This is a genomic window from Pseudonocardia sp. GCM10023141, assembly GCF_042653605.1.
On the sequence record NZ_JBHSIR010000035.1, the window covers coordinates 88093 to 105938 of the forward strand.

Below are 17846 nucleotides of genomic sequence, written 5' to 3' on the forward strand. Positions count from 1 at the left end.
GGGTGTGATCAGCCGATGATCGGGCTGCCCAGCGGCAGTGCCCTGGCCCCCAGCTCCTGCGTCATGCCGTCGAAGAACAGGTAGATGCCGATCACGCAGAACACGAACACCGCGACCCCGCCGAGGGACAGCAGCGTGGTGGAGCCTGCCAGGACTCCACCCAGCACCAGCGCCACCGCGATGTCGACGAACACGAACAGCGCGGTGAACGCCAGCGGCAACCGCATCGTCGCCAGCGTCAGGGTCAGGAACACGACCAGCCAGGCGATCAGGAACGTCGCCTGCGTCGCCTGCACCTGGCTGGCGCCCAGCACCGCGTCCTTCGTCGAGATCCCGAACAGGCCGTTGACGAGCCCGAACACGAGCACGCCGAAGCTCATCCAGAACGCCCCGAAGATGGCGAAGATCCCGGCGACCGCGCTCTGCCCGATCCGCGCCGCCCAGAGGGCACCGACCCACACGCCGATCCCGTTGACGAAGAAGACCGCCGCGATCAACCCACCGGGAAGGTCCCGTGGCAGGTAGCCGACCAGCCAGAGTCCCAGCGAGATCCCACCGACGAGGAACGTCGGAAGGGCGATCAACGCCGGGTTGCCGGGTATTGCGACCGGTGCCTGTACGGGCTCCGGCGCCACTGCTACTTCATTGTCGACACTCACTACACACTCCTCGTCGAGCGTTGCTTCAGCGGTGGGGGTCAGCTCGGAGTGATGATCACCTTGAGCGCCGAGTTGGCGGCGGCGTTCTTGAACACGTCGTACGCCTCGTCCATCTGGTCGAACGTGAACGAGTGGGTGCCCATCTTCTCCGCGGGGATCCGGCCGCTGGCCACCATCTTCAGCAGGGTCGGGATCGAGACGGTGTCGACGAGTCCCATCGTCATCGTCACGTTCTGGATCCACATGTCCTGCATCGGCAGCTCCACCGGCGTGCCGTGCACGCCGATGTTCGCGATCGTCCCGCCCGGACGGACCAGCGACGCCGCGGTCAGCAGCGTCTCCGGGTAACCGACCGCCTCGATCGAGACATCGACGCCCAGGCCGTCGGTCAGCGCGATGACATCGGCCACCGTGCCCGGACCCACCTCGACCGCGTCCGTGGCGCCGAACTCCAGTGCCCGCTCCAGCCGGAACTTGTTGGAGTCGATCGCGATGACCTTGGACGCACCCCAGAGCCCGGTGGTGAGGATCGCCGAGAGCCCCACCGCGCCGGCCCCGACGACGGCGACCGTGTCTCCCGGGCGCACCCCGCCTGCCAGCACGCCCACCTCGTAGCCGGTCGGGAGCGAGTCAGCCAGAAAGATGGCCTGCTCGTTGGTGACCGCGTCGGGCACCAGGTAGAGCGACGTGTCGGCGTACGGCACCCGGACGAGCTCGGCCTGCGTACCGTCGATGAGGTGCCCGAAGATCCAGCCGATGCCCCCCACCGTCTGGCAGTGCGACGGGATGCCGCGCTGGCAGTACTCGCAGCGACCGCACTTGGTGATGGCCGGGACGAGCACCCGGTCACCGACCGCGAACCCCTTCACCGCGTCACCGATCGCGGTGATCGTGCCGACCGCCTCGTGGCCGAGGATCCGGCCGTCGGTCACGGCGGCGACGTCGCCCTGCAGGATGTGCAGGTCGGTACCGCAGATGGTGGTGGTGTCCACGCGGACGACCACATCGGTGGGGTCCTCGACAACGGCGTCGGGAACATCTTCCCAGGACTTCTGGCCGGGACCGTGGTAAACAAGTGCCTTCATAGGGACCTCCGTTGACGTGACCTGCTGCACTCGGCCCTGTCGACGCTAGTGGCGGCGGTCACGCATCCCGTGTCCCAGGATCGGACCATCAGGGGTCCGCGCGAAGCGCCGCCGCAGCCGAGTGCCCCACATCCGGGACACTCACGATCATCAGGCGATGTAGCTGATCCCGAAGGCGTCGATCTTGCGGTAGAGCGACGACCGTGCGATCCCCAGCATCGCCGCCGCCTTGTAGCGGTTGCCACCCGACTCGTAGAGCGCCTGGATGATCGCGTCGCACTGCGCGGCCTCCAGCATCGACATCCGCCGGGCCCTGGCCGAGAAGCACAGCTGCGGCAGGTCCGGAGGCTGCACCTCGCCGATCGGTTTGCGCGCCAGCACGTAGCGCAGCACGTCCTCGAGCTCGCTGATGTTGCCCGGCCAGGCGTAGCCCTCCAGCACCCGGATGACCTGGTGGCTCAGCCGCAGCGACCGGCGCCCGGAGAACCGGCGCAGGATGGCCAGCGCGATGTCGCCGATCTCGTCGGCCCGGTAGCGCAGCGCCGGGATGCGGGTGACCTGGTGGAAGTGGCGCAGCAGCAGGCCGTAGGGCCGGGTGGCGTCCACCGACGGGGTGTCGACGCAGCCGACCACCAGCGGCGGGATCGGCAACGCGACGAGGGGGCGCAGCCACTCGTCGAGGCGCCGCGCGCTCACCGGGTCGAGCAGGTTCATGCCCTGCAGCAGCAGCGCCTGCGGCCTGTTGTCATCCCGGTCCGAGAGCCACGACTCGTGGTCGTCGCTGCCCGGTTCACCCGCGAACGACCCGCAGTCGACGGTCACCACCCGCCCCGACGGGAACGCCGCGCGGAACTGGCTCACCAGCAACGAGCGCTTCCCCACCCCCGGTTCCCCGATCAGCAGGTGGTTGCGGCCCTGCCGGATGCTCGCCACCATCTCCTGCCGAGCGCGCAGGTACGGCGAGAGCAGCTCCCGGTTGGCGCGGATCCGGGCTTCGGCGTGCTCCCGCTGCGCGTTCTCCCCCCGCATGTCCTTGGCGTAGTCCCGACGTCCCAGTGGCGCCACGTGCGAGCCCTGCCGGCGCACCGACTCCGACTGCTCCTCGACCCGCCGCGTGCCCGCAACGGCCCCGCCGAGCACCACCCCGCAGAGCTGGCCGTCGAGGTGCACGGCCTCGAGCCCGACCTCGCCGCACCTCCCGGACGGCAGGTCGACGTGCTTGTGGGCGAAGTCCTGCAGCACCAGCCCGGACAGCACGAGGTCGCTGAGCACCCGCTGGTCCTCGGCGGCGAGGTTGCGGGTGGCCCCGTTGGTGACCACGTACTCGCCGTCGGTGGCGACCACCCACTCGCCGCCGTGGCGACCGCGTTCGGCGAAGCGCTCCAGCATCGCCTGCGTCCTGCGGAACGGCTCCCCCGCCATCCGCTCGGCGATGCGCGCGGCCAGCATCCGCGCCAGTGGCAGCTGCAGGACGCTGTGGTCGCCGTCGTGGCAGACGATGTCCACCACCCCGGCCACCGGTTCCCCCGCCGGCGCAGGGACCAGCGCGGCCGCCTCGCTCAGGCAGGTCAGCTGGGCGTGGAAGTGCTCGGCCCCGCGCAACGCGACGTCGCGCTCCTCGTGCACCGCGATCGACGCCGCCGTGCTGCCGACGGACCGCTCGCCGTAGCCGTAACCGGGAACCAGCAGCACGCCGTCCAGGAGGCCGGCGAGAGCGGCGTCGCTGTCGCGGCGGGCCCGCACGACCCCGCGCGCGTCGAAGAGGATCAGCGAGCAGCCCGCGTCGGCGTTGGCGGCGAGGAACTCCTCGAAGACGTCGTCGGCGCAGGTCACGAGCAACGGAACGTCGCGATGGTGGCCCAGGAAGCGCGCCATGATCCGATCGGGATCGACGTCGCAGTCGCGTGATCGTTCCCAGGACGCGACGACCTCCGCGCGCACACAACCCCCCGCGCGCAGCCTCCCACCCGCGGAGAGGAAACCACGCCGCGTTGCCTCGACCTCGACGGCCCACGACGCCATCCGCCGAGGATAGGCGCGGGCAGGCCACTCGACACCGGAATCCATGGCGAACAATGCATGCGGCCCTGATCGTTCGGTCAGACCCGCCCCCAACGGAGCAGGCCACCGGCGCGAGAGCACGGCGGATTGGCGCCACGACAACCTGGGTAGTCACCGTCATGACATCCGACGCAGAGCAGAACACGGCCACCGTCGAGGTCGAGCGCAACGATCGGGGCTGGATGGTGGCTGAGGTCGCCGACGGTGAACGGACGCTGATCGAGCCGCCCCACCCCGACCAGGAGGCCGCCGAGGTGGCCGCCACCTCCCATCGCGTGGCCAACGACATGTGGGGCGGGGTGGCCGAGGTGGCGCCCGACGAACGGCCCGAGAACCGCAAGATCGTGGATCCGGAGTCGGAAGGCTCGTAGGACCGTTCCCGCACGGGACTTACCGATCGATCAGTAGCCGCACTCGTCGGCTACTGATCGATCGGTAAACGGAGGCGCGGGCGCCAGACGGTGTGACCCAGCTTCTCGGGAGCCCTGCCGGGCGAGAGAGCCCGCGCACCCCGGCGCGCAGAGTGCACTCCCGTCGACCGGCCCCGCAGGCGACACGTCGCGAGCCGGGGCACCTCTCGTCACCGGACTCGAGGCGGGGCCGATCTTCGCCGATCCGGTACGCCGTCGAGCACCACCGCCGTGCCGGAAACGCGAAATCACCGTGTCGAAATGGCGAAATCAGCAGCCCCGGATGCGGATGACCCCGACTCGTGGGCCATCTGTCGCAACTCGCGGGTCAATCCGCCGCAACTCGCGGTGCGTTCGAGCGCAACTCGCGGGTCAATCTGTCCCGAATCGCGCGCTGACCTGCACCGACACCGCCCGCGGCAACGCCTGACACGGTCTGCACCGGAGCCCTGCCGGGCACGAGAGCCGTGCGCGCGCAGCGCGCACACGGTGGCCCACAGTGTCCTCCCCGAGACCTGCCCCGCCGGCGAGGCGGCACGAAAGCCGGGGCACGCCACCCAGCCGCACCTGACCGCGAGCACGAAACGGGCCACACAACCCAACCGCACCCGACCGGCAGGCACGAAACCGAACACACTCCCCAACTCGACGAACAGACCTCGACCCGCCCGCTGCCAGCCGACCGCTGACGCCGACTCGCGGGCCCATCCATCCCAACTCGCGGTGCGATCTGTCCCAACTCGCGGGCCGTTATGTCCCAACTCGCGGTGCGAGCTGTCCCAACTCGCGGGTCCATCCGTCGCAACTCGCGCACTGACCTGCGCCGATCCCCCCGCTACTCCCCGACATCCACCACCACCTTCCCCTCCCCGGTCCCCCCCGCCACCACCGCATGGGCCTCATCGATCGTGAGGAGTTCGAACCGGCGCCCGTCGAGGATCGGTCGCAACCCACCGTCCCGGAACAGCCCGGCGGCGGCGCGCAGGATCTCGCCGTGGTGCTCGCGGCCCTTCCCCGTCAGCATCGGGAGCAGGGTGAAGACGCCCGAGTACGTGGCCCCGCGGAACGACAGCGGCGCCAGCGAGTGCGAGCCCCAGCCGAGCGCGCTCACCACGTGGCCGGTGTAGGCCCGCACCGCGCGGAACGAGGCGTCGAGCACCTCACCGCCCATCGTGTCGACCACGACGTCGAACCCGTCACCGTCGGTGCTCGCGGCCACGTACTCCTCGACCGAGGTCGTGGTGCGGTCGATCGGTTCGGCGCCCAGCGCGCGGATCACGTCGAGGCTGCGCGGTGATCCGGTGGCGAACACGCGGGCGCCGCGGGCGCGGGCGATCTGGATCGCCATCTGGCCGACGCCGCCCGCCCCGCCGTGCACGAGCACCGCCATCCCGGGTCCGACCCGGGCCCGGTCGACGAGCCCCTCCCACGCGGTGATGAACACCAGTGGCAGCGCGGCGGCCTCGCGCAGCGGCAGCCCTGCCGGCACGCGTGCCAGCAGCCGGGCGTCGACGGCGGCGTACTCGGCGAGCGAGCCCTGCAGGGTGCCGACACCTCCGGTCAGGCCGAAGACGCGATCGCCCGGCCGGAAGCCCGTGACGTCCGGTCCGACCCGCTCTACGGTGCCGGCGAGGTCGAGCCCGAGCACCGCGGGCGGCTCGACGCGCGCGTGCGCCGCCGCACCCGCCCGGATCTTGGTGTCGAGCGGGTTGACCCCGCTCGCGGCGACCCGGACCAGCACGTGACCGGGGCCGGGTTCGGGGATCGGCAGCTCCGTGTCCTCCAGCGGCGCACCGAAGCTCCGCAGCACCAGCGCCCGCATCAGATCCGCTCCACGATCGCCGCGAGGCCCTGGCCGCCACCGATGCACATCGTCTCGAGCCCGTACCGGGCGTCGCGGCGCCCCATCTCGTGCAGCAGGGTGGCGAGGATGCGCGCCCCGGTGGCCCCGACGGGGTGGCCCAGCGAGATCCCGGAACCGTTGACGTTGAGCCGGTCCAGATCCGCCGGGACGAACCCCCACTCCCGCGTGCAGGCGAGCACCTGCACCGCGAACGCCTCGTTGACCTCGATCAGGTCGAGGTCGGCCATCGTCAGCCCGGCGTTCTTCAACGCGCGGGCGGTGGCGGGCACCGGACCGAGGCCCATCGTCTCGGGTGGCACGCCCGCCAGCGCCCACGACACGAGCCGCGCGACCGGGCGCAGGCCCAGCTCGGCGGCCTTGGCCGGGTGCGTGACGATGCACAGCGCGGCGCCGTCGTTCTGGCCCGCGGCGTTGCCGGCCGTCACGGTGGCGTCGGGGTCGTCGGCGGCGAGCACGGCGTCGAGCGCGGCCAGCTGCTCCATCGTGGTGTCGGGACGGACGTGCTCGTCGGCATCGACGCGCGTGGTGCCCCGCCGCCCGGGCACCTCGACCGGGACGATCTCGTCGGCGAAGCGTGCCTCGGCCTGCGCCGCCGCCGCGCGGCGATGGCTCTCCGCCGCGTACTCGTCCTGCTCGATGCGGCCGATGCCGTACTGCCGGCGCAGCGTCTCCGCGGTCTCCAGCATGCCGCCTGGCGTCGGGTGGTTGCGCCCGCCGACGGTCACCCGGCCCCGGACCAGCGAGTTGTGCAGCATGACGCCGTCGCCGGAGCGGGCTCCCCACCGCATCCCGGTGGAGTAGAAGGGCGCGCCGGACATCGACTCGGCGCCACCGGCGAGCACCACGTCGGCGTCACCGGACCGCACGGCGAGCGCGGCCTGGATCACGGCCTGCAGCCCCGATCCGCAGCGCCGGTCGACCTGCATCCCGCCCGCGGTCACCGGCAGGCCCGCGTCGAGCGCGGCCACCCGGCCGATCGCGGGCGCCTCCATCGTCGGGTAGCAGTGGCCGAGGATCACATCGTCGACGGACTCGCCGGGCAGCCCGGTGCGCGCGATCACCTCCCGGATCATCAGCGCGGCCAGTTCGTGGGCCGCCACGGAGCGCAGGGCACCGCCGTAGCGCCCGACCGGGCTGCGCAGCGGGGAGCAGAGCACGACGTCAGGCACGGGAGCCTCCGGTTTCGACGAGCTGGGCGGCCGCCCCCCAGCGCGCGAGCGCGGCGGCGGCGTCGTGATCGGGTCCCGGCGGCCGTTGCGGCCGCATCGGGGTGCGCGAGAGGCGCGGGGCGGGAGCGGGGTGCACCACGCCGTCGACGTCGACGAGGGTGGCGCCGGCCTGCATCTGCGGCTCCGCCACCGCCTCGGCCATGCTCCGGACCGGGGTCACGCACGCGTCCACATCGGCGAAGGCAGCAGTCCAGGCGGCACGGGTGCGGGCGGCGAAGGCGTGCGCGATGCGGGCCTTCGTCGCCGTCCACTGCGGACGGTCCCACTGGTCGGCGACGGTGGCCGGGTCGATGCCGAGCACCGCGAGCAGCCGCGACCAGAACTGCGGTTCGATGGCCCCGACGGCCATGTGCTCGCCGTCGGCGGTGGCGTACACGTCGTAGAACGGCGCACCGCTGTCGAGCTCGTTCGACCCCGCCGGGCCGGGCCAGCGTCCCTCGGCGAGCCGGCTCCAGATCCCGGTCATGAGCAGGCTGACGCCGTCGATCATGGCGGCGTCCACGATCTGGCCCCGCCCGCTGGCGGTGCGCTCGTGCAGGGCCGCCAGCACGCCGAACGCCAGCAGCATCCCGCCGCCGCCGTAGTCGGCGACGAGGTTGAGCGGTGGCACCGGAGCCGATCCGGCCCGCCGCATCGCGTGCAGCGCGCCGGTGACGGCGAGGTAGTTGATGTCGTGGCCGGCCCGCTGAGCAAGCGGCCCGGTCCGGCCCCACCCGGTCATCCAGCCGTACACCAGGCGCGGGTTGGCGACCAGGCACTCCTGCGGACCGAGCCCGAGCCGCTCCGTCACGCCGGGCCGGAAGCCCTCGAGCAGGACGTCGGCGCGCCCGACGAGGTCGCGCACGAGCGCGAGCCCCGCGCCGGTCTTCAGGTCCGCCACCACCACCGTCCGGCCACGGACGAGCGGGCCCGGTCCGGGATCGCGGGTGTCGCGCTCGACCCTGATCACGTCGGCGCCGGCATCGGCATCGGCCAGCAGCATCGCGCAGAACGGCCCGGGACCGAGCCCGGCGAGCTCGACGACCCGCAGCCCGGCCAGCGGGCCGGGGCTCACGATGCCACCGCGGCGAGCGTGCCGCGGGCGATGACGAGCTGCTGGATCTGCGAGGTGCCCTCGTAGATCCGGAACAGGCGCACGTCGCGGTAGAAGCGCTCGACGGGCACCCCGCGGATGTAGCCGCTGCCGCCGTGGATCTGCACCGCCCGATCGGCGACGCGGCCCACCATCTCGCTGCAGAAGTACTTGGCCGCCGACGGCCCGACGGTGGTGTCGGAGCCGTCGTCGTAGCCCGCGGCGGCCTCGCGCACGAACGCCCGGCCCGCCCGGGTCTCGGTGACGGAGTCGGCGATCATGGCCTGGACGAGCTGGTGGGTGGCGATCGCGCGACCGCCCTGACGACGGCCCGCGGCGTAGGTGACCTGCTCGTCCACCAGCCGCTGCGCCATGCCCACGCACAGTGCGGCGATGTGCAGCCGCCCGTGCGCGAGGCAGCGCATCGCGGTGACGAAGCCGCGGCCGAGCCCGTCCGGGCCGCCGATCAGCGCGTCCGGTCCGACGCTGACGCCGTCGAGGTGCACGTCGGCCGTCCAGGAACCCGCCTGCCCCATCTTGTGATCGCGCTCGGCCACGACGAGCCCGGGCGTCCCGGCCGGGACCAGGAACGCCGAGATGCCACGGCTCGCCGGGAGACCCGGGTCGTCCCCGGTCCTGGCGAAGACCATGAAGACGTCGGCGAGCGGCGCGTTGGTGATGAAGCGCTTCGTGCCGGTGAGCAGCCACCGGTCCCCGTCCCGGACGGCACGGGTGGACAGCGCCGAGGCGTCGGACCCGGCGTCGGGCTCGGTGAGCGCGAACGACGCCACCACCTCGCCGGAGGCCAGCCGCGGCAGCCACTCCTGCTTCTGCTCCTCGGTGCCACCCTCCAGCAGCACGTGACCGGCGATCCCGTTGTTGGTGCCGAACTGCGAGCGCAGCGCGGGCGACGTCCAGCCCAGCTCCATCGCGAGCTCGACCTCCTCGACGGCCGTCAGCCCGATGCCCCCGTACCGCTGCGGGATGGCGAACCCGTAGAGGCCCATGTCCTTGCAGGCCTTGCGGATCCGGTCGGGGATCGCGTCGGTCTCCTCGATCTCGTCCTCGGCCGGGACGACGGTGTCCCGGACGAACCGCCGCACGGCGGCGAGCATGTCGGACAGCTCGGTGGCGTCCACTGGACTCCTCAGGTACTCGGGCGGGCGGTCAGATCGAGAGGGCGAGGCGGGTGGCCTCGTCGATGGCGGCAGCGGCGTCGAGCTCCGCGGCGACGTGGGCGCCGCCGATGAGCCGGCACGCCGTGCCGCGGGCAGTGAGCTCCTCGAACAGGACGCGGGCGCTCTCCTGTCCGGCGCACAGCACGACGGTGTCCACCGGGAGCACCCGGGCCTCGCCGTCGACCCAGGAACGCGTCCGGCCGCACGCCCTCCGCGGCATCGCCGATCAGGTACTCGGCCACGTCGCCCCCTGGCAGGCGCCGGGCGAGGTCGCCGGTGTCGAACCAGCCGGCGCCGTCCACGGCGGCGGCGTAGAGGTCGGGACGGCGGTGGTCCCAGACGTCCTGCAGGACCACGGTCATCCCGGCGCTCATCGGCATCGTGACGCCGAAGTAGAACCCCACGGTGTGGGCCATCGGTGACACCGCGAGCACGGTGTCGCCGGCTCCCAGGCCCATCGTCTCCGGGACGATCCGCATCCCGGCGTGCACCGTGTTCCACGTGTGCACCACACCCTTGGGCTCACCCGTGGTGCCGGAGGTGAACTGGATCTGCGCGACGTCGTCGGCGCCGGGCCGCATCGCGTCGAGCGGGTACCCGGGTCGGTCCGCGTCGAAGAACGGCTCGAACGCCTCGACGCCGGGCGGCAGTCCGGTCGTGGCGCCGAGTGCGAACACGCGCGGCGGTGAGGCGAGCTCCGCCACGATGTCGGCCAGCATCGCCGCGTGGACGCGGAACGACGCGGGCACGACGCACACCGATGAGCCGAGCTGCTCGCAGATGAACTGCACCTCCCGGCGGCGCAGGATCGGCAGTATCGCGTTGGTGACCGCCCCGATCCGCGCGCAGGCCAGGTGCAGCGCGGTGAACTGCCACCAGTTCGGCAGCTGGAAGGACACCACGTCGCCGGGGCCCACCCCGCGCTGCAGCAGGGCACCCGCGTAGCGGTCGACGACCGCGGCCAGCTCCCCGTAGGTCGGCGTCGTGACGGGTCCGCCTGCCCGGTGCGCCACGATCGCCCGCTGCTCGGGATGCAGCGCGGCGTGCTCGCGGAAGTCGTCGATGAGGGTCCGGTCCCGCCACCAGCCGCGGGCGCGGTACTGCTCGCCGTGCACGTCCATGTGCTCTCTCCACAGATGCGGTTCGGAAGGGAACGATGCCGGCCGTCAGCCGGCCATGGTCAGGCCGCCGCTGACGCTGAGGACCTGGCCGGTCACGAACGCGGCCCGGTCGGAGGCGAAGAACGTGACGGCCGCGGCGACCTCCTCGGGTGTCGCCAGCCGCCGCAGCGGGATGGCCTTGACCAGCGCCAGCCGGATCTTCTCCGGCTGGGCGGCGAACAGCGGGGTGTCGGTCGGGCCGGGGCAGACGCAGTTGACGGTGATGCCGTGGCGGGCGACCTCCCTGGCCACGGACTTGGTGAACGCGATGACGCCGCCCTTGGCGCCCGCGTAGACCGACTCCCCGCTGCTCCCGACGCGGCCGGCGTCGCTGGCGAGGTTCACGATCCGACCCCCGTCCGCGAGCATCGGTTCGAGCATCGCCTTGGTCATGCGGACCTGGCCGAGGTAGTTGATCTCGACGAGCGCGTGCCAGAACTCCTCGTCGCCGTCGAGGAACGGGGCGATGCGGTCCCAGCCCGCGGCGTTGACCAGCACGTTCGGTGCGCCGTGGCGGGCGACGACGTCCTCGCGCAGCGCCAGCACCGCGGCCGGGTCCGTGACGTCGAGGAAGTGCGGCTCGATCGCGCCGGTGGCGAGCTCGGCGGTGCGCTTGGCGCCGTCGAGATCGCGGTCGGCGGCGATGACCGTGGCCCCCGCAGCAGCCAGTTCGAGCGCGACGGCGCGCCCGATCCCCGATGCCACGCCCGTGACGACGGCGAGCTTCCCGGTGAAGTCCATGGTGGCCGCCCTCAGCCCGCGTGGGCGGCGAAGTCGGGGGCGCGCTTCTCGGTGAACGCTCGCGCGCCCTCCTGGCCCTCGGGGCTGTCGACGAACATCTCGCCCTCGGGGCTGTCGACGAACATCTCGAGCGCGGCCGTCGCCATGTTGGCCAGGCCCGCCTGGTGCTCGGTGTCGGCGTTGAAGGAGTGCTTGAGGAACCGGATCGCCGTCGGGCTCATCACGGCGATCTCCTCGGCCCAGCGCAGTGCCTCGGCGAGCACCTCCGCCGCCGGCACCACGGCGTTGACCAGGCCCCAGCGCTCGGCCGTCACGGCGTCGTACTGGCGGCACAGGTACCAGACCTCGCGGGCCCGCTTGGCCCCGATGACGCGGGCGAGGTAGGTGGAGCCGAACCCGGCGTCGAAGGAGCCGACGCGCGGGCCGGCCTGGCCGAAGCGGGCGCTCTCGGCCGCGATCGTCAGGTCGCACAGCACGCCGGTGAGGACGACGGCGCGCACGCCGTGATCGGCCCAGGCGACGCGGAAGGCGGCGATGAGCTCCTCGATCGTGCGCCCGCGGAAGGCGTTGTAGCGCTTCGGGCGGTCGATGGTGACGACGGCGGCGGACCCGATCCGCTCGTACCGGATGTCCTCGTAGACGGTCATTCTGGGTTGCTCCGATCCCTCCGGCTGCGGCCCGCGGTGAACGCGGCCAGCAGCGCGGTCGTCTCCTGTGAACCGATCAGCTCGCGCACCGCGGCCAGCTCGATCCCGAATCCAGGTGCCGTTCCCGCGGCGGCCAGGCAGCGCTTGGCCGCCACCAGCGCGGCCCGGGGGCGCCCGGCGATGCGGGCCGCGACCTCCTCGACTGCGGCGTGGACGTCGGTGTCGGGAACGGCGTGCTGGGCCAGCCCGATGCGCACCGCCTCGGTCCCGCTGATCAGCTCGCCGCCGAGCACCAGCCGGGCGGCCCACCCCGGACCCACCTGGCGCGCGATCCGTTGCGTCCCACCGGCTCCCGGCACCAGCCCGAGGCCGACCTCGGGCAGCCCCAGCCGGGCGCGTCGACCGACGATCCGCAGATCGCAGGCGAGTGCGAGCTCGAGCCCACCGCCGGCGGCGACCCCGTGGATGGCCGCGATCGTCGGCACCGGGAGTCCGGCAACGGCCGTGAACAGCTCCTGCATCCGCGCGACGTGCTCGACCACGGCGTCGGTACCGGCCGTCGCGGCCGCCAGCACCTGCAGCGCCTCGACGTCGGCTCCCGCCGAGAACAGCGCGCCCGCTCCGCGGAAGACCACGCAGCGCACGTCCACATCGGCGGCGACCTCCGCCACCAGCTCGCCCAGCTGCTGCACGAGCACCGGGTCGAAGGCGTTGGCGGGCGGCCTGCGCAGCGTGATGGCCGCGACCCCGCCGGTGCGGCGGAGCTCGGCCACCGCGGACGAGACCGGTGCTGTGACGGCCATGGCAACTCCTGAGCTCGGGGTTCGCGACGGGAGCGACGGTATCGACCGTCAATCCCAAAAGTCAACCGATCGGTCGACTTCTGCCATTCGCAGTCGATTATCAGGCCCCGGGAACGTCACACCAACCCGCCGCGCGGCTACGATGCAGCGGTGACGTCGACGATCGATGACCCCTCCGCGCCTCCGACGGGGCGCGCCGCGCGGCGCCGGGACCGCCGGAAGGCGGAGATCGTCGCGGTCGCGCTGCAGATCCTGAGCAGCAGCGGCTACCAGGGCATGAGCCTCGAGGACGTCGCGGAACGCACCGACATCGCGAAGGCCACGCTCTACCACTACTTCCCCGGCAAGGACGCGCTCGTCGCCTCAGCGCTGGAGGCCCTCACCACCGACGTGCTCGGTAGGCTCCGCCACGAGCTGGACGCCGCGGCCGACCGGTCCGCCACCGAGCAGCTCACGATCCTCGTCGGCGAGCAGCTCCACGTGCTGACCGAGCTCTACCCCGAGGTCGGCAAGCTGTTCTCGTTCCCGATGTCGTGGCCCGCCGAGCACGGCGAGTCCATGAAGTCCATGCGGCGACGCCACGACGATATCTTCCGTGAGGTCATCGAACGCGGTGTCGCCGACGGCGAGTTCGACTGCCCGGATCCCGCCGTCGCGCTGCACTGCCTGCACGGCGTCCTGAACCACGCCTCGATCTGGCTGCGCCCCGATACCGACCCGGGCAACCGGCGGCGTGCCGCGGTCGTCGACGAGGGCCTCCGGCTCTTCCGACGTGCCGCGCCCGACGCAAAACCGGATGTCGCCGGGGCCGGCGCTGGTTAGCGTCGGGGATCAGCAGCAGCTTCGACCCACGGACAGGACCATGACCGCCACGACCTCCACCGACGCCCGGATCCGCCACGCCATGGCCAACGCCACGAAGGGCGAGACCACCCGGATGACGCTGCCCGCCTGGGTGCGCGACCTCGATCTCGACGGTGTCGACGACGTGCTGGGCTGGCGCGACCCGAAGGCACCCGAGCGCGGTGTACTGCTGCTGCCCGGCGCGGACGGGTTCGTCGGTATCGCGCTGCGCACCGGCGACGGTGCGGTGCGGGCCACGGCGATGTGTGCGCTGTGCCGCACCACCCACGCACCGGGACGGGTGGAGCTGCTCGTGGCCCGGCGCCCCGGCGCGGCCGGGCGCAACGGCGACACCGTCGGCACGTACGTGTGCGGGGATCTCCGGTGCGCCGAGCACGTCCGGGTCGAGAAGGCCACCGCGGCGCTGCGTCCGACCCCCGGCACCACGGTCGACGAGCGGCGCTCCGGGCTGCGGGAACGTGCGCAGGAGTTCGCCAGGGCCGTGCTGGACTGAGCGCTCGCGCCCGCCCGGAACGAACGGCGCGTTCGCCAGCACCCGATGGACGAACGCGCCGTTCGGGCGGGCGACACCGGGCGGGCCACATCGAGCAAGCTGTACGGTACTGGACCCGCGGACGGCGGCTGCACACGCAGGGCTATCGGCGAGCGGCCGTTCGGGTACTGGTACACCATCAGGTGTGATGGATCGTGTGACCGACGGTCATCAGAGCCCGCGACCCGGTGGCCGCAGCCGTGCTACCGCCGGCCGGGTGCGCCCGTGAACGCCGGCCCCGGCCTGTCCATCGTCGCCGTCCCGGCCCTCGACGAGCACCGCACCGTGCGCACCAGCCCGCTGCTCCCGCCGTCGCGGCTGCGCCACGAGCTGCCGATCGCGGAGCCCGTCGCCCGCACCGTCATGCGCACCCGCACCGAGGTCGCCGACATCCTCGACGGCAACGACGACCGTCTACTGGTCGTCGTCGGGCCCTGCTCCATCCACGACCCCGACGCCGCGCTCGACTACGCCGCCCGCCTCGCCGCCCACGCCGAGAAGACCGCCGGCGAGCTGCGCATCGTCATGCGCACCTACTTCGAGAAGCCCCGCTCCACCGTCGGCTGGAAGGGTCTGATCAACGACCCCGGCCTCGACGGCACGTTCGACGTCAACACCGGGCTGCGCATCGCCCGCAAGCTCCTGCTCGAGGTGACGGCGCTGGGGTTGCCGGTCGGCTGCGAGTTCCTCGACCCGATCACCCCGCAGTTCATCGCCGATGTCGTGTCGTGGGGCGCCATCGGGGCCCGTACCGCGGCCAGCCAGGTCCACCGCCAGCTCTGCAGCGGCCTGTCGATGCCCGTCGGGATCAAGAACGGCACCGACGGCGACGTCCAGGTCGCCATCGACGGTGTGGGCGCGGCCGCCGCAGGCCACGTCTTCATGAGCATCGACCACGACGGCGTCGCGGCGCTGGTCACGACGTCGGGCAACCCGGACTGCCACGTGATCCTGCGCGGCGGCTCCAGCGGTCCCAACCACGACGCCGCCTCGGTGGCCTCCGCGCTGGAACTGCTGCGCAGAGCCCACCTGCCCGCCCGCATCCTGATCGACGCCAGCCACGGCAACAGCGGCAAGGACCACGTCCGTCAGGCCGAGGTCACCCGCGAGATCGCCGCCCGCATCGCCGGCGGCGAGCGCGGCATCGTCGGGGTGATGCTGGAGAGCTTCCTCGTCGCCGGCCGCCAGGACCTGGGCCCGGCCATGACCCGCGGGCAGTCCATCACGGATGCCTGCATGGACTGGGACACCACCGCCGCACTGCTCGACGAGCTGGCCGACGGGGTGTCGGCGCGGCGCCTGCTGCCGTGAGCGCCCGCCTTCGGGCCGCCGTCGTCGGCTGCGGCGACATCTCGGCCGTCCACCTCGACGCGCTGCTCGCCGACCCCGATGTCCACACCGTGGGCGTGTGCGACGTCGATCCCGATCGCCGCTCCGCCGCGGCGCAGCGCGCCGGTTGTGCGGGCTTCGCCGATGTCGCCGCGATGCTCACCGCCGTCGCACCGGACGTCGTGCACGTCTGCACGCCGCACCACCTGCATGCCGAGCAGGCCGCCGAGTGCCTGGCAGGCGGAATCTCGGTGCTGCTGGAGAAGCCCGTGGCGCGCACCGTCGCGGAGGCCGAACGGCTCGCGATCGCCGCCGGCAACAGCAGCGCGGTGCTCGGGGTCTGCTTCCAGAACCGCTACAACGCGACATCCCGCGCGCTGCGCGACCGGCTCGATGAGGGCTCGCTCGGGCGGGTGCTCGGCGGGCGGGCCTCGGTCACCTGGTCGCGCGACGCCGCCTACTACGCGCACCGGAGCTGGCGCGGCCGGTGGGCGAGCGCCGGCGGCGGTGTCCTGATGAACCAGGCGATCCACACGCTGGACCTGCTGCAGTGGTTCCTCGGGCCGGTGAGCGACGTCCGCGGTACCGCCGCCACGCTGGCGTTGGCCGGGGTCATCGAGGTCGAGGACACCGCGGCGATCCAGCTGCACCACCGCACCGCGGCGGGCGACGTCGTGCCGTCGGTCTTCCACGCCACCAACGGCCACGTCGAGAACGCCCCGATCACGGTGGAGATCCGCACCGAGCTCGCCACCCTGCGGCTCGACACCGAGCTGACGGTGACCCACGTCGACGGGCGGGTCGAGACCGTCGCGGAGGCGGCGACGGCCGCGGGCGAGCGGTCCTACTGGGGCGCCTCGCACGCCCTGCTGATCCGCGACTTCCACCAGCACGTCCGCGCGGGCAAGGACTTCTGGATCGACGTGCCGGCGGCGCTGGAGACCCTGCGGATCATCGACGCCGTGTACGCCAACTCCCCGAACCTCGACCGGCACGCCCTCCAAGGACAGCACGCATGAGCGCCCGCCTCCCCGTCCCCCGCACCCCCGATCCTCGTACCGCGCCCGTCGCGCGGTGGGGCATCCTCGCGCCCGGCGGCATCGCCCGCGGGTTCGCCACAGCGCTGCGCGAGGGCACCGGGCAGGAGATCGTCGCCGTCGGATCCCGCACCGTCGAACGGGCGAAGGCCTTCGCCGACGAGTACGGCGTGACCGCCGCGTACGGCTCCTACGCGGAGGTGGTGAACCACCCGGACGTCGACATCGTCTACGTGGCCTCCCCGCACTCGGAGCACCACGCGCAGGCCCGGCTCGCGCTCGAGGCCGGCAAGCCGGTGCTCGTCGAGAAGGCCTTCACCCGCAACGCCGCGGAGGCCCGCGACCTCGTCGAGCTCGCCCGCGCGAAGGGGCTGTTCCTGCTCGAGGCGATGTGGAGCCGGTTCCTCCCCCACTACGACGTGATCCGGCAGGTGCTGGCGGACGGCATCCTCGGCGAGGTCACCACCGTCTTCGCCGATCACGGCCAGCAGCTCTACCCGAACGGCCCGGAGCGCCTCTCCCGGCCGGAGCTGGCCGGCGGTGCCCTGCTCGACCTGGGCGTCTACCCGTTGTCCTTCGCCGACTTCGTCCTCGGCCCCTTCGCCTCCGTCACGGCCACCGGAGCGCTGACCGACCTGGGCGTCGACAGCCAGGAGACGATCTGCGTCACCACCGCGGGCGGCGCGCAGGGCGTCCTGCACGCGTCCATGCTCGCCCGGTCGGGCTGCTCGGCCTCGATCTGCGGGACGGCAGGACGGCTGGACATCGACGGCACGTTCTACGCGCCCACCCGGATCCGGCTCGTCGACCGCAGCGGAGAGTGCTCGACGAGCGCAGCCCCACCGCGGACGAGGCGCGACACGGCCTGCGGTACCAGGCGGCCGAGGCCGCACGCCGGCTGGCCGCTGGTGACACCGAGTCGCCCCTGTTCCCCCTCTCCGACACGGTGCGGGTGATGGCGGCGATGGACAGCGTCCGCGCCCAGCTCGGCGTCCGGTTCCCCGGGGAGGAGTAGGCGGCTCCCCGATCTGTCCGGGGCAGTGCTGTGTGGACGGATGTGTGGCCGAACTGTGCTCTCGGCACAACAGCCTGCGCACGTTTCGTCTTGCAGGCCGATGGGGCGGGGCCACCTCGTTCGTACCGTCACAGCCGTACGGCTACTGCGAACGGAGGGC

General features: G+C 72.6%; 16 protein-coding genes and 2 pseudogenes. 6 read left to right on the forward strand and 12 right to left on the reverse strand.

The annotated features are described in order from the left end of the window. Positions 1–8: 8 nt before the first annotated feature. The 3 genes from ACFPFQ_RS20650 to ACFPFQ_RS20660 all read right to left on the reverse strand — a co-directional run bounded on the left by ACFPFQ_RS20650 (position 9) and on the right by ACFPFQ_RS20660 (position 3766). A complete protein-coding gene (locus tag ACFPFQ_RS20650) occupies positions 9–659 on the reverse strand; it encodes an acetate uptake transporter family protein (RefSeq protein WP_379621207.1) in 651 nt (216 codons plus the stop codon). 38 nt (positions 660–697) lie between these two features. Then, positions 698–1744, reverse strand: coding sequence for an alcohol dehydrogenase catalytic domain-containing protein (locus ACFPFQ_RS20655; protein ID WP_379621209.1), 1047 nt, complete (start codon positions 1742–1744; stop codon positions 698–700). A 150-nt stretch (positions 1745–1894) separates the two neighbouring features. Continuing rightward, the gene (locus tag ACFPFQ_RS20660) at positions 1895–3766 is read right to left on the reverse strand and encodes a helix-turn-helix domain-containing protein (protein ID WP_379621211.1); all 1872 of its coding nucleotides are present in this window, start codon (positions 3764–3766) and stop codon (positions 1895–1897) included. 158 nt (positions 3767–3924) lie between these two features. Here ACFPFQ_RS20660 and ACFPFQ_RS20665 point away from each other — a divergent pair, with 158 nt between their 5' ends. Then, a complete protein-coding gene (locus ACFPFQ_RS20665; protein ID WP_379621213.1) occupies positions 3925–4176 on the forward strand; it encodes a hypothetical protein in 252 nt (83 codons plus the stop codon). Between the two features lie 874 nt (positions 4177–5050). Here ACFPFQ_RS20665 and ACFPFQ_RS20670 read toward each other — a convergent pair. From ACFPFQ_RS20670 to ACFPFQ_RS20710, 9 genes and pseudogenes are all read right to left on the reverse strand, one after another. Next, entirely contained in the window at positions 5051–6037 is a 987-nt protein-coding gene (locus tag ACFPFQ_RS20670; RefSeq protein WP_379621215.1) for a zinc-dependent alcohol dehydrogenase family protein, read from the reverse strand. Beyond that, positions 6037–7248, reverse strand: a complete 1212-nt coding sequence (locus ACFPFQ_RS20675; protein ID WP_379621217.1) for an acetyl-CoA C-acetyltransferase — start codon at positions 7246–7248, stop codon at positions 6037–6039. Before ACFPFQ_RS20675 ends, ACFPFQ_RS20670 begins: the two co-directional genes overlap by 1 nt. Then, positions 7241–8362: a CaiB/BaiF CoA transferase family protein gene (locus ACFPFQ_RS20680; protein ID WP_379621219.1), complete on the reverse strand. Its 1122-nt coding sequence runs from the start codon at positions 8360–8362 to the stop codon at positions 7241–7243. The genes ACFPFQ_RS20675 and ACFPFQ_RS20680 overlap by 8 nt, the downstream gene beginning before the upstream one ends. Then, a complete protein-coding gene (locus tag ACFPFQ_RS20685) occupies positions 8359–9519 on the reverse strand; it encodes an acyl-CoA dehydrogenase family protein (RefSeq protein WP_379621221.1) in 1161 nt (386 codons plus the stop codon). The genes ACFPFQ_RS20680 and ACFPFQ_RS20685 overlap by 4 nt, the downstream gene beginning before the upstream one ends. Before the next feature lie 28 nt (positions 9520–9547). After that, a pseudogene (locus ACFPFQ_RS20690) lies at positions 9548–9742 on the reverse strand (hypothetical protein); the annotation flags it as partial. Positions 9743–9869: 127 nt separating this feature from the next. Further along, positions 9870–10679, reverse strand: a pseudogene (locus ACFPFQ_RS20695) (AMP-binding protein); the annotation flags it as partial. Positions 10680–10724: 45 nt separating this feature from the next. Next, complete coding sequence (locus ACFPFQ_RS20700) at positions 10725–11459, reverse strand: SDR family NAD(P)-dependent oxidoreductase (RefSeq protein ID WP_379621223.1); 735 nt, start codon at positions 11457–11459, stop codon at positions 10725–10727. Between the two features lie 11 nt (positions 11460–11470). Further along, on the reverse strand, positions 11471–12106 hold the full coding sequence (locus tag ACFPFQ_RS20705) for an enoyl-CoA hydratase-related protein (RefSeq protein WP_379621225.1): 636 nt from the start codon (positions 12104–12106) through the stop codon (positions 11471–11473). Beyond that, positions 12103–12909 (reverse strand): enoyl-CoA hydratase/isomerase family protein, encoded by an 807-nt coding sequence (locus ACFPFQ_RS20710; RefSeq protein WP_379621227.1) that lies wholly within the window; start codon positions 12907–12909, stop codon positions 12103–12105. The genes ACFPFQ_RS20705 and ACFPFQ_RS20710 overlap by 4 nt, the downstream gene beginning before the upstream one ends. Before the next feature lie 150 nt (positions 12910–13059). Between ACFPFQ_RS20710 and ACFPFQ_RS20715 the strand changes: the two genes are divergently transcribed. From ACFPFQ_RS20715 to ACFPFQ_RS20735, 5 genes are all read left to right on the forward strand, one after another. After that, positions 13060–13731, forward strand: coding sequence for a TetR/AcrR family transcriptional regulator (locus ACFPFQ_RS20715; protein ID WP_379621229.1), 672 nt, complete (start codon positions 13060–13062; stop codon positions 13729–13731). 40 nt (positions 13732–13771) lie between these two features. Next, entirely contained in the window at positions 13772–14266 is a 495-nt protein-coding gene (locus ACFPFQ_RS20720; protein ID WP_379621231.1) for an FBP domain-containing protein, read from the forward strand. Positions 14267–14530: 264 nt separating this feature from the next. Further along, a complete protein-coding gene (locus ACFPFQ_RS20725; RefSeq protein ID WP_379621233.1) occupies positions 14531–15616 on the forward strand; it encodes a 3-deoxy-7-phosphoheptulonate synthase in 1086 nt (361 codons plus the stop codon). Beyond that, positions 15613–16653, forward strand: a complete 1041-nt coding sequence (locus ACFPFQ_RS20730) for a Gfo/Idh/MocA family protein (protein WP_379621235.1) — start codon at positions 15613–15615, stop codon at positions 16651–16653. Before ACFPFQ_RS20725 ends, ACFPFQ_RS20730 begins: the two co-directional genes overlap by 4 nt. Next, a complete protein-coding gene (locus ACFPFQ_RS20735; protein ID WP_379621237.1) occupies positions 16650–17627 on the forward strand; it encodes a Gfo/Idh/MocA family protein in 978 nt (325 codons plus the stop codon). The genes ACFPFQ_RS20730 and ACFPFQ_RS20735 overlap by 4 nt, the downstream gene beginning before the upstream one ends. Positions 17628–17846: the final 219 nt, after the last annotated feature.

Bases quoted from the DNA above. Each gene is read 5' to 3' on its own strand.
- ACFPFQ_RS20655 (WP_379621209.1), bottom strand. From the start codon at position 1,744: ATGAAGGCACTTGTTTACCACGGTCCCGGCCAGAAGTCCTGGGAAGAT.
- ACFPFQ_RS20660 (WP_379621211.1), bottom strand. From the start codon at position 3,766: ATGGCGTCGTGGGCCGTCGAGGTCGAGGCAACGCGGCGTGGTTTCCTC.
- ACFPFQ_RS20665 (WP_379621213.1), top strand. From the start codon at position 3,925: ATGACATCCGACGCAGAGCAGAACACGGCCACCGTCGAGGTCGAGCGC.
- ACFPFQ_RS20670 (WP_379621215.1), bottom strand. From the start codon at position 6,037: ATGCGGGCGCTGGTGCTGCGGAGCTTCGGTGCGCCGCTGGAGGACACG.
- ACFPFQ_RS20700 (WP_379621223.1), bottom strand. From the start codon at position 11,459: ATGGACTTCACCGGGAAGCTCGCCGTCGTCACGGGCGTGGCATCGGGG.
- ACFPFQ_RS20705 (WP_379621225.1), bottom strand. From the start codon at position 12,106: ATGACCGTCTACGAGGACATCCGGTACGAGCGGATCGGGTCCGCCGCC.
- ACFPFQ_RS20710 (WP_379621227.1), bottom strand. From the start codon at position 12,909: ATGGCCGTCACAGCACCGGTCTCGTCCGCGGTGGCCGAGCTCCGCCGC.
- ACFPFQ_RS20720 (WP_379621231.1), top strand. From the start codon at position 13,772: ATGACCGCCACGACCTCCACCGACGCCCGGATCCGCCACGCCATGGCC.
- ACFPFQ_RS20735 (WP_379621237.1), top strand. From the start codon at position 16,650: ATGAGCGCCCGCCTCCCCGTCCCCCGCACCCCCGATCCTCGTACCGCG.